A 13893-nucleotide genomic window follows, 5' to 3' on the forward strand; every position below is an offset into this window, starting at 1 on the left:
AACATCGCCAATCCGCTGCTCGTGCAGGCCGCGGCATCCGCCAGCGTCACGCTGCTCGCCTTCGCCGGGCTGTCATTCCTCGGACTCGGCGTGCAAGCACCCGAGTACGACTGGGGACGTCTGCTCAACGAGGGCCTGGGGCACCTCTACACCAACCCGATGGCAGCCATCGGCCCCGGCATCGCCATCGTGTTCGCAGGTGTCGTGTTCACGATGATCGCCGAGGCTATCGCCGAGCAGCCCGGGCAGGGACTCAGCGCTGTCGCCAAAGCGAGCCGTGTCGCCGCCCTCGCCCGTGTCGCGCGGCGCTCTGACGCCGCGGTGCAGTCACCACGCACTGACGCCGATGCGCCGCTTGCCGAGGTACGCGATCTGCACGTGTCGTTTCCCGATCGCGACGGTGGCCTCGTCGAGCGCGTCAAGGGCGTCAGCCTGCGCGTCGATGCCGGTGAGGTCGTCGGAATCGTCGGCGAATCCGGTTCGGGCAAGTCGCTCACGGCGATGGCTCTCGTCGGGCTGCTGGAGGCTCCGGCTGTGGTCGAAGCCGAGACACGTCGATTCGATGACATCGACCTCGCGGACAAGCTCACCCCCGCCGACCGCAAGCGGCTCGGTGTCGAACTCGGCGTCATCTTCCAGGACCCGCTCACTTCGCTGAACCCCGCGCTGACCATCGGCCGCCAGCTGACCGAGGTGCCGCAGCAGCACCTGGGCATGACGCGCAAGGAGGCTCGCGCACGCGCGATCGACGGGCTGGATGCCGTCGGGATCCCGGAGCCTGCCGAGCGGCTCGGTGACTACCCGCACCAGTTCTCGGGCGGCATGCGCCAGCGCGCCATGATCGGCATGGCGCTGACCGGCCACCCGCGGTTGATCATCGCGGATGAGCCGACGACGGCGCTCGACGTCACGGTTCAGAGGCAGGTGCTGGGTGTGCTGCGCCGGGCACAAGAGGCGACAGGCGCCGGCATCGTGTTCATCTCGCACGACATCGCCCTGGTCTCGGGATTCTGCGACCGCGTCGTCGTCATGAAGGACGGCGAGATCGTCGAAGAGCTGGATGCCGCGCACATCAAGGAGCAGGCGACCCACCCGTACACCCGCGGGCTGATCGCCTGTCTGCCCGACATGGCCTCTGACCGTACGCGCCCACTGCCTGTCATCGATGATCAGTTGGGGTCACAGCTCGAGGAGGTGTCGTCATGAACGCACTGGAGATCGAAGACCTGCAGGTCAGGTACGGTCGCCGTGAAGTCGTCTCCGGCGTCTCACTCGAGGTGCCGGCCGGCCGCACGCTGGGACTCGTCGGAGAATCCGGCTCAGGCAAATCCACGATCGCGAACGCTGCGGTCGGACTCGCGGGTATCCACGCCGGCGACATTCGCGTGCACGGCGTGAGCTCTGTCGGTCGGCGTCGTGAGGCGAAGGCGGCGCGCCGCCGCATCCAGATGGTCTTTCAGGATCCGTTCTCGGCGCTGGACCCGCGGATGCCGATCGGAGAGTCCATCGCTGAGGGGCTCAAGGCGACCGGGCGAGAGCTGCCGAGATCCGCGCGCCACGAACGCGTCGCCGAGCTGTTGCGGCAGGTCGACCTCGACCCGGGCCGCGCCGATGAGCTGCCCCGATCGTTCTCTGGCGGGCAGCGTCAGCGCATCACGATCGCCCGTGCGCTCGCCGCGGATCCCGAGATCCTCATTGCCGATGAGGTGACCAGCGCACTTGATGTCTCGGTGCAGTCGACCGTGCTGAATCTGCTGCGTGAGCTGCAGCAGAAGCTGGGGCTGACGATGCTGTTCATCTCGCATAACCTTGCCGTCGTGCGCTATATCAGCGACGACATCGCCGTCATGCGCGACGGTCGACTGGTCGAGACAGGCGAGACAGAAGCGCTGCTGGCGAATCCGAGCGATGCCTATACGCGGGAGCTGTTGGATGCTGTCCCCGTGCTGGGGCAGCGGATGCAATTCGATGTGTGAAAGGAACTGCTCTGATGACGCGTTTCGAAGCAGCCGCTGAGGCTCTGCAGAGTGAGTTGGTGGCTGTCCGGCGGGAACTGCACCGGGCCGTAGAGCTCGGTCTTGATCTGCCGCAGACTCAGCAGATTCTGCTGCGTGAGCTGAGCGACCTGGGGCTTGAGATCACAACCGGAACCGCGTTGACGTCGGTGACGGCGGTGCTTCGCGGGGCGCTGCCCGGACCGGTCGTGCTGCTGCGCGCCGACATGGACGGGCTCCCCGTGCATGAGGCGACGGGGCTGGATTACGCGTCCGCCTCGGGGCGCATGCACGCCTGCGGACACGATCTGCACATGGCCGGGTTGCTCGGCGCCGTCCGGCTGCTGGTCGCCCGCCGCGAACAGCTTCCCGGCACGATCATCTTCATGTTTCAGCCCGGCGAAGAAGGTCAGGCCGGCGGCCGCATCATGCTGGAAGAGGGCGTGTTGGATGCCGCGGGCGAGAAGCCCGTCGCCGCTTATGCGATCCATGTCGAGTGCACCGTGCCGCGCGGCCAGCTCGTCACCCGCGCGGGCTCGATGATGGCCAGTGCCAGCGCGCTGCGCATGACACTGCGCGGCACCGGCGGCCACGCGGCCTTCCCGCAGAATGCGATCGACCCCGTTCCCGTTGCCGCCCAGCTGATCCTCGCGGTGCAGAGCTTCGCCGCGCGACGCCTGCCGGCGACCGACCAGGCAGTGATCTCGATCACGAAGCTCTACAGTGACTCGGCCGCCAGCAACGTGCTCGCCGCCGAAGTGCAGCTGGAGGCGAACATCCGCACGCTCTCGAAGGCGACCCTCGACATCGTGCGCGAACAGCTTCCACCCCTGCTGACCGGCATCGCCGAGGCCAACGGCTGCACGCTCGACGCCGAGTTCATCGCCTCGTACCCGGTGACCTACAACGACCCGCGCGAGACGGAGTTCGCCTTCGGCGTGCTTGACGACCTCGTGGGGGTCGAGCGCGTTACGCGGCTGGAGGCGCCCTCGATGGCCTCGGAGGATTTCGCGTACGTCCTCGAAGAGGTACCGGGAACCCTCGTGTTCCTCGGCGCGGCGCCCGACGGAGAGTCCGGCCCGTTGCACTCTGAACGCGCGGTCTTTGACGACAGTGTGCTGGGGCTTCAGGCATCCGTCCTCGCTGAGCTCGCCTGGCGACGCCTCGAGCGCGACGCCCCTCAGACGGCGTGACCCAGCTGGTGTAGAATCGCCGGGTGCTGTACTCGATGAGCGCCCCGGCGGGGCGGAAGGCGGACGCAGGCGCATACAGCGCCGGCGGCAGAGGCTGAACATCAGCCGGCGACGGAACACCGTCACCGGCACATTGTCATGCCCGGCATCCATCTGAGCGATGCCGTCACTCACACCTTCCGAGCGTTACAGAAAGCACATCCTCATGCGTCCCATCGACGAGCGCGAAATCCGCGCGTCCCTCATCAACGCCTCTCGCAAAGAGGCCTCCGTTCTCTCCCTTCCGCCCGCGCTCAGCGAGATCGACTTCGAGCAGCTCGACTTTCTCGGCTGGTCTGACGCGAAGTTCGCGCGCCGAGCGTACGTCGTCACCGAGGTCGACGGCGCGCTCACCGGCATTCTGCTGCAGCGCGCCGAGCAGCGTGTGCTGGCCCGAGCCCAGTGCTCGTGGTGCGAAGACGTCACACTGCGCCACGACGTGCAGTTCTTCTCGGCGCGCAAGGCCGGCCCGGCCGGACGCAACGGAGACACGATCGGCACACTCGCCTGCTCAGAGTTCGGCTGCTCGAAGAACGTGCGGCGGCTGCCGCCGCTCGCCTACGAGGGGTACGATCGCGAGGCCGCCCGGCAGCTGCGCATCGAGAAGCTCGGTGAGAACGTTCGGGCTTTTGTGCGCGCGGTCGGGCGTGCATAACTCCTCAAAAACGCGGCGGACCGGGGCCGAATCGGCCCGGTCCGCCGCGTTCAGCCGAGGATTTTGCTGAGTTGTGCCCGGGCGGCCGGGCGCGCCGGCAGCCCGGCAACCCGGCGGCGGCCAGCAACCCGGGCGGCAGCCCGGTCAGCCCGACGTCTGCGCGTCCAAGAACTCGATCGTCCGCTGCAGCGCGGTCTGCGCGTCGGGCAGATCGAGGTGGAACTGGTACTCGTGCGGCAGTGCCGGCTCATGGTCGGCTGGCCAGAACAGCGTCGTGACGTCGACGCCGAGCTCGGTCAACCGCTTCGACAGCGGAATCGACTGCAGCCAGGTGAGCCCGTCGCCGTTTCCGCCGGAGATATATGTGGTGGGGAAGTCTTCGGTCACCCAGTCGATCGTCGACATGGTTGATCCGGTCGAGCCCTCAGCCCAGGTCTTATCGCCCGCGTACGCCCACATCGCTGATTTCAGTCCCCAACCCTCGATGCCGCTGAGCGCGGCAAGTGCCGAGAGGTCGTACACACCGCAGTTGAGCACCGTCGCCGCGACCTGATCCGCGCTCAGCGTCGGAGTCACCGACATGATCTCGGCGTAGTCGGGGTTCGTGATGAGCGTCGCCATCTGGCTCGCAAGCTGGCCGCCCGCAGAATCTCCGGCCAGAACGATCTGCGAGGTGTCGACGCCCAGATCGGCGGCGTTGTCGTTGATGTAGCCCAGCGCGGTGTTGAGCTGGTGCACGGCCTTCGGGTAGAACCCCTCGGGTCCAAGCGTGTAGTTGACCGCGATGGTCGTGTATCCCTCGGCGGCGAGGATGCGCATATAGGGCCGCACATCTGTCTTCGAGCCCGAGATCCACGCGCCGCCGTGAATCCAGACGACGGTGGGCAGCGGGCCGCTCGCCGATTCGGGTGCGAACACGTCCATGGTGGTGTCGGCGCCGTCATCACCGTAGGCGACGTCGAGCTGTTCGGTGAGCTTGGCGTCGGGCACATGGCCTTCCATCTCGGATGCCGTCGCCTCACCGCCCTGTGTGAAAACGGCACGGATGACCATGGCTGATGGCCACGGCGTGATCGACCCGACGATCGCGATGACCACGGCGACGCCGATGATGACGACCGCGGTGAGGCGCGCGCGCCGCCAGCGTCTCTTCGGCTTCCGCGGTGTGGCCTTCTCGGCAGCGTCGGTCTCGGCAGCGTCGGCAGAGCCAGTGTCCTGTTCAGGCGTCGTCATAGCACCCTCCGCGACTCAGTGTGGCAGAAGCCCGCGCCGCCGCGCGAGGCTCTCACGGAGTCAGACCGTCGAGTATCTTCCGAAGCCCGTACGTGAACGCCTGCTCGACGTCTCCGCCGAGGCGGAATGCGCCGGCGAGTTCCATGTGCACGAACCCGGTCGCCCAGGCGGTGAACAAGCGCGCAGCGTGCAGGGCGTCGACGTCGCCGACGACGGCGGCGGATGCGGCGAGCACGGGCGTCGCGGCATGATCCAGCGCGTCGAGCGGGGCGGAAGCGGTGAACATCAGCCGGAACCCCTCGGCGTTCTCGTGTGCGAAGGCGCGGTAGGTCTCGGCGAGGGCGCTGAGGCTGTTCTCGGTGTCGGCGAGGCGGTCGGCGAGGTCGTTCACGACCGCTTCGGCCACTGCTGCGAGAAGGGCGTCGCGGTCGCGAATGCGCTTATACAGCGACGGTGCGCGCACCCCGCAGCGTATGGCGACGGCCTGCATCGTGAGCCCGGCCGGTCCGGACTCTTCCAGGATTGCGCGGCCAGCGTCGACGATCTCGGCGAGCGATGTGCGATCGGGGGTGGGCATCGCGTCCTCCTGATGGGCTGCTCGAATAGCTATTGACATTAGCCATGATAGCTAATTATTGTAGCCATGCAAGCATCCAGCCAGAAGGAGCCCGCCATGCAGATCGCCCCGAACCTCTATCGCCTCGGCAATGATCTCGTCGCGTCGTACCTGATCGACACCCCAGAGGGCATCACCCTGATCGACGCGGGCATGCCGGGGCACTGGAAAGACCTGCACCGTGAGCTGAAGAGCCTGGGCAGAGCACCCGCTGACATCAGAGGTCTCATCCTCACGCACGGCGACAGCGACCACATCGGTTTCGCCGAACGGCTGCGTCGCGAGCACGGCGTACCCGTCTTCGTGCACTCAGCCGATGCCGAGCGCGCCCGCACGGGCGAGAAACCCGATACTCCAATGGGGCCGAAGAAGCTCAGACCGCTGCTCGGCTTCTTCGCCTACGGCATCCGCAAGAAAGCGCTGCGCCCGATCTTCGTGTCCGAGGTCATCGAGGTCGCCGACGGCGACGTGCTCGATCTGCCTGGGTCGCCCCGGGTGATCGGCATGCCGGGTCACTCGCCCGGCAGTATTGCCGTGCATGTTCCGGTGGCGGATGCCGTCTTCATCGGCGACGCCTTCACGACGCGGCACGTCCTCACCGGCCGCGAGGGCGCCCAACCCGCGCCGTTCACCGACGACGCGGCGGAGGCGATGGCATCCCTCGACCGGATCGCGAACGTTGACGCATCCTGGGTGCTGCCCGGCCACGGGGCGCCCTTCTTCGGCACGCCGGCCGAGGCAGCGGCTGCGGTACGCGCCGCGTGACACGAACGCAGGAGGGTGTTGCGTCCGTCGGAAGAATCTCGCGAGAAACTCCGACAGATGCAACACCCTCCTGCAGGTGCAACAGCGTGATCAGCTGCCCGAACGAATCATCTCCGCACACTTCTCACCCATCATCATCACCGTGATGTTCGGGTTGACCGTGGTGATCTCCGGCATCGCCGAGGCGTCCACGACGCGCAGCCGCGAGACGCCCTTCACCCGCAGCTGCGGGTCAAGCGGCGACATCTCGTCATCGACAGGGCCCATCCGCACCGTGCCCACCGGGTGGTAGACGGTGTTGTGCGTCGCGCGGATGTAGGCGGCGAGATCTTCGTCGGTCACGGCATCCGCACCGGGGGCCAGCTCGCGCCCCGCCCACTCGGCCATCGCCGGCTGCGCGACGATCTCACGGGCCTTGCGGATGCCGTCGATCATGACGCGCATGTCATGACCCTCGGGGTCAGTGAAATAGCGCGGGTCGACCTTGGGCTTGTCGCGGTAATCAATCGAGCGCAGCCGCACCGTGCCGCGCGAGCGCGCATGCGTGACGTTCGGGGTGAGGCAGATCATCTCCTCCGCGGTGGGGTAGCCCGCACGGTAGGTGTGCATGTCGAACGGCACAGATCCGTAGTGCATCATCAGGTCGGGGCGGTCGAGACCGTCCTGTGTGGGTGTGAAGATGCCGATCTCCCACCACTGGGTCGATTCGCGGGGCATCGGCTTCTTCGACTCCCACTGCACGACGCCCTCGGGGTGGTCGGCGAGGTTGGATCCGACTCCGGGGGAGTCGACGCGCACGTCGATGCCGACCTCGCGTAGGTGATCGGCCGGACCGATGCCCGACAGCATGAGCAGCTGCGGGGTGTTGATCGCACCGGCGGAGACGATGACCTCGCGCGTGGCGGCGATGTGCGACGGGCGCGCGAACGGGTTGTCGACGCTGATCACGCCGGTGCAGGCACCGGCGTCGTCGAACGTGAGCTGCGCGACGTGCTGCCCGGTGAGGATCGTCAGATTCTCGCGGTCGAGGATCGGATGCAAGTACGACACGGATGACGACGCACGGGTGCCGTCGGCCTGACGGTTCACCTGGAAGAAGTTCGCGCCGTTGATGACCGTCTCGCCGGAGTTGAACTGCACGCGCGGAATGCCGGCCTGCTCGCAGGCATCCAGCAGGGCGATGCCGCACGGGTCGACAGCGGGCACGTTCATCAGGTGCACCGGGCCGTCGTGGCCGTGCAGGTCGCCGTCGAGCTCGTTCGTCTCGAGCTTCTTGTACAGCGGGTAGGTCTGCTCGGACTCCCAGCCGGTCGCGCCGTGCGCGCTCGCCCACTCATCGAGGTCCTCGCGCGGCGCCCAGAAGGCGATGCATGAGTTGTGTGAGGAGCATCCGCCCAGCACCTTCGCGCGAGCGTGCCGCATGAACGAGTTGCCGTTCTCTTGCGGCTCGATCGGGTAATCCCAGTCGAAGCCGGACTCGAGCAGCTCCATCCAGCGGTTCAGCTGCAGCACGACCTGTTCGTCGGTGTCGGAGGGGCCCGCCTCCAGCAGGCCCACCGTGACAGCGGGGTCTTCGCTCAGCCGGGCGGCAACCGCCGCACCGGCAGAGCCGCCACCGACCACGACGTAATCGAAAGTGTGTGTCGTCTCCATCGTCTTCTGCTCCTGATCAGCGCTCGGGGAACCAGCCGGTGACGGCAGGGGTGAGGTTCTGATAGATGTGCTTGGCCTCCTGGTATTCGGCTAGGCCGGTCGGGCCGAGTTCACGCCCGAAGCCGGATTGCTTGAACCCGCCCCACTCGGCCTGCGGCAGGTAGGGGTGGAAGTCGTTGATCCAGATGGTGCCGTGACGCAGGCGCCGTGCGATGCGCTGAGCGCGTCCGGCATCCTGAGACCACACCGCCCCGGCCAGCCCGTAGATCGTGTCGTTGGCGATCGCGACAGCCTCGTCCTCGGTCGAGAACGTCTCGACGGTCACGACCGGGCCGAAGGCCTCATCGCGCACGACGGACATGCCACGCTTCACCTGGTCGAGCACCGTCGGCAGATAGTAGAAGCCGTCGGCCAGGTCGCCCTCGGGCGCCTTTCCGCCGGTGCGCAGGCGAGCACCTTCGGCGACGCCAGCCTGGACATAGGCGTCGACCTTCTCGCGGTGCTCCGCCGAGATGAGGGGGCCGGTGTCGGCCGCGTCATCGAACGGCCCGCCGAGCCGGATGGCCTCGGCGCGCCGGACGAGCTCGTCCACGAAGCGCTCGGCGATCGACTCCTCCACGACCAGCCGGGCACCAGCCGAGCACACCTGGCCGGAGTGCACGAAAGCCGCGTTGAGCGCGTTGTCGACGGCGGCGTCGAAATCGGCATCCGCGAAGACCACGTTCGGGTTCTTGCCGCCGAGTTCCAGGGCAACCTTCTTCACCGTGGCCGCGGCGTTCGCCGCGAGCAGCCGCCCGGTCACCAGGCCGCCGGTGAACGAGACCATATCGACATCGTCGTGCGTCGACAGCGGCCCACCTGCAGTCGCGCCTGCCCCGAGGATGAGGTTCGCGACGCCCGCCGGAAGGCCGAGCTCGTCGAGCACCTGCATCATCAGGATCGCGGTGTGCGGGGTCAGCTCGGCGGGCTTGAGCACGAACGTGTTGCCCGCGGCGATGGCCGGGGCGATCTTCCACGCGGCCTGCAGCAGCGGGTAGTTCCACGGCGTGATCAGCGCGCAGACGCCGACGGGCTCGTACTCGATGCGGCTGAGCACGTCAGAGCTGCCCGCGTCGACGATACGGCCGGCATCGTGGGCGGCGAGTTTTCCGAAGTAGTCGAAGCACGCGGCGATGTCGTCCATGTCGATGCGTGCCTCGACCATGCGCTTGCCGGTGTCGAGCGCTTCGGCGCGGGCGAACTCCTCCTTGCGCTCGCGCAGCCGTGCGGCCACGCGCAGCAAGAAGTCACCGCGCTCGGCCGCCGGAGTCGAACTCCACACACCGCTGTCGAAGGCGCGCCGCGCCGCGGCGATAGCGGCGATCGTGTCGGCTTCAGTCGCCTCGTCGACCGTCGCGACGAACGACCCGTCGGCAGGGCAGTGGATCTGCCGGGTGCCGCCCTCGCTGGCCGAGGTCCAGGCGCCGTCGATGAAGAGTGTCGCGGTCATGGGGACTCCTTCGCAGGGCTCTCACCGGACTCGGCGGACGCCGATCCGTTCGCCTCGGTTGCCGGATCGATGAAATCGTCTTGCCAATCGGTGATGATAGGCAGCGCCTCGGTGAAGACGGGCTCGGCGACATCGGCGGTCAGGCGCAGATACTCCAGATGCGACTCGTAGCTGCTGAGCACGTCCGTGATCAGCTGGTCGGTGGTGTAGTTGTACACGTCGTAGCCGCGCGAGCCGATCGCCGAGAAGACCTCGAGACGGAAGTAGACGGCGGCATCGCTCACGCTCAGGTAGGCGTACGCGGGCAGCTCGTGCGTCACCGGGTACAGCTGGTAGGTGAAGTCCTCGCCGTCGTCGAAGTGCACCGTGAGCATGAGCGAGGGCATGCTCAGGCTCTCGATCTCGATGCGCTCGACGGATGCCTTCACCCCTGCTTCGCACAGTTCGTCGGTGACGTCCTTCAGCGCGGGAGCGGCGACCGTGTCGAGGTAGGTGATCACCTGGTCACGGGTGGGGTAGGTGGTCGATCGCTTCAGACGCTGACGCCAGTTCGTCTGCGTCGGGCCGAAGCGGCCGGGGATCGCCGCGAGGTAGCCTTCGCGCCTCTTCTTCTCGGCCTGCAGTGATCGGTATAGCGAGATCATCACGAGGTACAGCAGCAGCGATACCGGCAGACCGATGATGAGCGTCGCGGCCTGCAACGTGGGTACGCCGCCGACCAGCAGCATGCCGAGGGTCAGCAGCCCCGTCGCCACCGCCCAGAAGACACGCTGCAGTTTGCCGGCATCCTGCTGGGGGTCTTCCATCTTCGAGGTCAGATTCGCCAGCACCAGCGCGCCGGAGTCGGCGGAGGTGACGTAGAACAGCAGACCCGTCAGCAGCGCGACGCCGAGCACGACCGGGGCGGCGGGGTACTGCTGCAGCAGATCGAAGAACGCACGCTCGGGGGTGGCGACGGCCGCTTCGGCGAAGGCGGTGTCGCCGCCGAGGATGATCTCCAGGGCCGAGTTGCCGAAGATCGAGACGAAGATCGCGATGAAGGCGAAGGGGATCACCAACACGCCGACGATGAATTCGCGCAGCGTCCGTCCGCGCGAGATGCGCGCCAGGAAGAGTCCGACGAACGGTGCCCAGGCGACCCACCATGCCCAGAAGAACAGGGTCCATCCCTGCATCCAGTCATCCGGTCGGCTCCACGCGAACGTCTCCATCAGCAGGCTCGGGAAGGTGGCGACGAAGTCGCCGATGTTCATCACCAGGCCGTCGAGGATGCGGCGCGTCTGGCCCGTGATCGTGATCCACAGCAGCAGGGCGATGGCGAGGATGACATTGGCCTCGGAGAGGCGACGGATGCCTTTCTCCACACCCGACACGGTCGAGATGGTGGCCATGGCCACCGCGAGCACGATCAGCGCGATCTGCATCGCGACGCCGTCGGGGGTGCCGAACAGCACGTGCATTCCGTAGCTGAGCTGCACGACGCCGATGCCGAGTGTGGTGGCGATGCCGAACACGGTGCCGAGCACGGTGAAGATGTCGACGCCGTGTCCGACCCAGCCGTTGGTGAACCGGCCGAAGATCGGCGAGAGCACCGAGCGAATCGTCAGCGGCTTGTTGAGGCGGTAGGCGAAGTAGGCGAAGGCGGCGCCCATCAGCGCGTACATCGCCCAGCCGACGGGGCCGTAGTGGAAGAACGTCCACACGATCGCCTGGCGAGCGGCGGCGATCGTCTCGCCCTCACCGGTGGGCGGCGCCATGTACTGCGCGGCTGGCTCGGAGACGGCGAAGAACATCAGATCGATGCCGATTCCGGCGGCGAACAGCATCGACGCCCAGGTGAACATGCTGAACTGCGGCTTCGAGTGATCGGGGCCGAGCTTCGTGCGACCGACCGACGAGAACGCCACGATCAGGATGAACACGACCACGACCGCGGCGGTGAGGACGAAGTACCAGCCGAAGTTCGTCGCGATCCAGCCGACCATCACGCCGATGACCTCACCGGCGTGAACAGGGGCGAAGATCGCCCACAGTGCGATGGCCACAATCGCCACCGCCGATCCGATCAGCACCGGCCACCGTGGTGGCGGCGCAGCTTTGCGTTTGGCATCGGGCACGGGCGGGGCGATATCTTCGGGCATCACATCAATTTCGTTCGGGGGCGAATAGTCACGATGGTTCACGTTAAGGACGGCTCTGACGATAGCAAATGCCTTCCTCCCGGTCAGGGGCTCCGGGTGGCGGATGCGAGCACGGACGCCGTATCGGCGATCGTGAGCTGCGGTGGATACAGGCCCATGACGTGCAGCGCGGCGGCGTGATTCTCCGCCGTCGAGCCCGCGCAGGCGTCTGCGGCGATGGTCACCCGGGCGCCGGCATCCGCGGCGGCCAGCGCCGTCGAGATCACACAACAGTCTGTCGAGACGCCGGTCAGGACGACCCGGGCGCCGATGCCGACGATCTCTTCCAGCGCCGACCACTTGCCGAACGTGGGCACATCGACACTCGGATGCCGCGACAGTCCGCTCGCGTCGGGAACCAGGTCGAACAGCGCATCCGTCGGCGGCTGATCGGCGAATGGCCAGGCGGTGAAGTACTCGCCCCACGAGGTCGAGCGGTCAGCGGTCGGCAGCCACCGGGTCACGAGCACGCGGTCGCCGAAGGCGTCAGCGAGGGATCGGATGCGCGGCATCACCTCCGCGAAGAACGGAGAACCCCATACAGAATCCGGCGAGGCGAAGATGTGCTGCGGGTCGACGACCACCAGCCATCCGTCGCGCAAGGTCATGCCTCCTGCTGCCGAATCTTTCCGGCTCGCGCGAACCATGCCACCAGGAACGACAGCACGAGCGCGAAGAAGACGCCGAGGTTCGCGTAGGCCCAGTCGCCCTCGCGTCCGCCGATGAGGAACAGCAGGTATCCCTGCCAGTTGTTCCACGCAGCCTCGGCGGCGAAGTTGTTGACGACGAGTCCCCAGCCGATCACGCTGGTGACGATCATGGTGATGATCGACGTCCAGTCCCAGGCGCCGTAGCGACCCGTGGCGTCGAACAGGGCGTTCTCGTCGTAGTCGCGTCGGCGGCGCAGGATGTCGGCGATGAGAATGCCGGCCCACGACGCGAGCGGCACACCGAGCGTGATGAGGAAAGACTGGAACGGCCCGAGAAAGTCTTCATTGCCGAACACGACGAAGATCGTGCCGAGGGTGAGGATGACACCGTCGATCGCTGCCGCGGTCGGGCGCGGAATGCGGATGCCGAGGCTGATGAGCGTCAGCCCGGACGAGTAGATGCCGAGCACGGCGCCCGAGACGAGGGCGAGCACCGCGGTCAGCAGGAACGGCACGAGCACCCAGATCGGCAGGATCGCAGCCAGCGCGCCGATCGGATCCGCCTGAACGGCGTTGAAGAGATTCTCGTCGGATCCGGCCAGCAGCAGACCGAAGATCACCAGAATGACCGGCGCGAGCGAACCGCCGATCGTGTTCCAGGCGACGATCGCGCCATCCGATGCTGTGTGTTTCTGATAGCGCGACCAGTCGGCTGCGATGTTGATCCAGCCGAGACCGAATCCGGTCATCACCATGACGAGGGCGCCGATGAGCTGGCCGAAACTGCCCTCTGGGCGAGCCATGACCGCCGCGAAGTCGATGTGCGGGAACGCGAGGATGATGTACAGGATGGTCACGGCGCCGGTGATCCACGTCAGCACCGACTGCAGCTTCATGATCGTGTGATAGCCGAGAACGGATGCCGCGACGATGAGCGCCGCGACGATCACCGTGGCGATGATCTTCAGGGCGACGCTGTCGCCGTCGCCGCCGAGCTGCGTGATGACGGTCGCGGTGGCGAGCACCGCCATGATCGCGAGGAACGTCTCCCACCCGATCGAGGTGAGCCACGAGACGATGCCGGGCACCTTCTGGCCGTGCACGCCGAAAGCCGCGCGCGAGAGCACCATCGTCGGTGCGGAGCCGCGCTTCCCGGCGATCGCGATGAGGCCGCAGAGCAGGAACGACACGACGATGCCGATGATCGAGACGACCGTCGCCTGCCAGAACGAGATGCCGAAGCCGAGCACGAACGACCCGTACGACATGCCGAAGACCGAGACGTTCGCCGCGAACCACGGCCAGAACAGATCACGTGGTTTCGCAGTGCGCTCGGACTCGGGAATGACCTCGATCCCGGCGCGCTCGATCAGCCCCGGCGCCGTTGCAATCTTCTCGCTCATGCCATCATCTTGGCACTGACCGC

At 66.9% G+C, this 13893-nt stretch carries 10 protein-coding genes and 2 pseudogenes; 5 read left to right on the plus strand and 7 right to left on the minus strand.

The annotated features are described in order from the left end of the window. From Q1J95_RS02400 to Q1J95_RS02415, 4 genes are all read left to right on the plus strand, one after another. The coding region (locus tag Q1J95_RS02400) for an ATP-binding cassette domain-containing protein (protein ID WP_300265675.1) at window positions 1–1206 on the plus strand (1206 nt) is incomplete at its 5' end. Beyond that, window positions 1203–1976 (plus strand): ATP-binding cassette domain-containing protein, encoded by a 774-nt coding sequence (locus tag Q1J95_RS02405; protein WP_300265676.1) that lies wholly within the window; start codon window positions 1203–1205, stop codon window positions 1974–1976. The genes Q1J95_RS02400 and Q1J95_RS02405, both read left to right, overlap by 4 nt. A 14-nt stretch (window positions 1977–1990) precedes the next feature. Then, complete coding sequence (locus tag Q1J95_RS02410) at window positions 1991–3187, plus strand: M20 family metallopeptidase (protein WP_300265677.1); 1197 nt, start codon at window positions 1991–1993, stop codon at window positions 3185–3187. Between the two features lie 205 nt (window positions 3188–3392). Continuing rightward, window positions 3393–3881 (plus strand): FBP domain-containing protein, encoded by a 489-nt coding sequence (locus tag Q1J95_RS02415; RefSeq protein ID WP_300265678.1) that lies wholly within the window; start codon window positions 3393–3395, stop codon window positions 3879–3881. A 144-nt stretch (window positions 3882–4025) separates the two neighbouring features. Here the strand turns inward: Q1J95_RS02415 and Q1J95_RS02420 are convergent, their stop codons facing one another. Then, window positions 4026–5114: an alpha/beta hydrolase gene (locus Q1J95_RS02420; RefSeq protein ID WP_300265679.1), complete on the minus strand. Its 1089-nt coding sequence runs from the start codon at window positions 5112–5114 to the stop codon at window positions 4026–4028. A 52-nt stretch (window positions 5115–5166) separates the two neighbouring features. Next, a complete protein-coding gene (locus Q1J95_RS02425) occupies window positions 5167–5691 on the minus strand; it encodes a TetR/AcrR family transcriptional regulator (RefSeq protein ID WP_300265680.1) in 525 nt (174 codons plus the stop codon). A gap of 96 nt (window positions 5692–5787) precedes the next feature. On the opposite strand from Q1J95_RS02425, the gene Q1J95_RS02430 reads away from it, so the two are divergent. Continuing rightward, on the plus strand, window positions 5788–6495 hold the full coding sequence (locus Q1J95_RS02430) for an MBL fold metallo-hydrolase (protein ID WP_300265681.1): 708 nt from the start codon (window positions 5788–5790) through the stop codon (window positions 6493–6495). A gap of 90 nt (window positions 6496–6585) precedes the next feature. Here Q1J95_RS02430 and Q1J95_RS02435 read toward each other — a convergent pair whose 3' ends face one another. The 5 genes and pseudogenes from Q1J95_RS02435 to Q1J95_RS02455 all read right to left on the minus strand — a co-directional run bounded on the left by Q1J95_RS02435 (window position 6586) and on the right by Q1J95_RS02455 (window position 13870). After that, entirely contained in the window at window positions 6586–8148 is a 1563-nt protein-coding gene (locus Q1J95_RS02435; RefSeq protein WP_300265682.1) for a GMC family oxidoreductase N-terminal domain-containing protein, read from the minus strand. 16 nt (window positions 8149–8164) lie between these two features. Further along, window positions 8165–9708 (minus strand): annotated as a pseudogene (locus tag Q1J95_RS02440) (aldehyde dehydrogenase family protein). Window positions 9709–9783: 75 nt separating this feature from the next. Next, window positions 9784–11778: pseudogene (betT, locus tag Q1J95_RS02445) on the minus strand (choline BCCT transporter BetT); the annotation flags it as partial. A gap of 83 nt (window positions 11779–11861) precedes the next feature. Next, window positions 11862–12425: an isochorismatase family protein gene (locus Q1J95_RS02450; RefSeq protein ID WP_300265683.1), complete on the minus strand. Its 564-nt coding sequence runs from the start codon at window positions 12423–12425 to the stop codon at window positions 11862–11864. Further along, window positions 12422–13870, minus strand: coding sequence for a cytosine permease (locus Q1J95_RS02455; RefSeq protein ID WP_300265684.1), 1449 nt, complete (start codon window positions 13868–13870; stop codon window positions 12422–12424). The genes Q1J95_RS02450 and Q1J95_RS02455 overlap by 4 nt, the downstream gene beginning before the upstream one ends. Window positions 13871–13893: the final 23 nt, after the last annotated feature.

The organism is Microbacterium sp. (assembly GCF_029263575.1).
Lineage (GTDB): Bacteria > Actinomycetota > Actinomycetes > Actinomycetales > Microbacteriaceae > Microbacterium.

What these genes read in the sequence shown, in the direction of transcription:
- Q1J95_RS02430 (WP_300265681.1), top strand. Translation starts at nt 5,788, where the DNA reads ATGCAGATCGCCCCGAACCTCTATCGCCTCGGCAATGATCTCGTCGCG.
- Q1J95_RS02420 (WP_300265679.1), bottom strand. Translation starts at nt 5,114, where the DNA reads ATGACGACGCCTGAACAGGACACTGGCTCTGCCGACGCTGCCGAGACC.
- Q1J95_RS02405 (WP_300265676.1), top strand. Translation starts at nt 1,203, where the DNA reads ATGAACGCACTGGAGATCGAAGACCTGCAGGTCAGGTACGGTCGCCGT.
- Q1J95_RS02425 (WP_300265680.1), bottom strand. Translation starts at nt 5,691, where the DNA reads ATGCCCACCCCCGATCGCACATCGCTCGCCGAGATCGTCGACGCTGGC.
- Q1J95_RS02415 (WP_300265678.1), top strand. Translation starts at nt 3,393, where the DNA reads ATGCGTCCCATCGACGAGCGCGAAATCCGCGCGTCCCTCATCAACGCC.
- Q1J95_RS02450 (WP_300265683.1), bottom strand. Translation starts at nt 12,425, where the DNA reads ATGACCTTGCGCGACGGATGGCTGGTGGTCGTCGACCCGCAGCACATC.
- Q1J95_RS02435 (WP_300265682.1), bottom strand. Translation starts at nt 8,148, where the DNA reads ATGGAGACGACACACACTTTCGATTACGTCGTGGTCGGTGGCGGCTCT.
- Q1J95_RS02410 (WP_300265677.1), top strand. Translation starts at nt 1,991, where the DNA reads ATGACGCGTTTCGAAGCAGCCGCTGAGGCTCTGCAGAGTGAGTTGGTG.
- Q1J95_RS02455 (WP_300265684.1), bottom strand. Translation starts at nt 13,870, where the DNA reads ATGAGCGAGAAGATTGCAACGGCGCCGGGGCTGATCGAGCGCGCCGGG.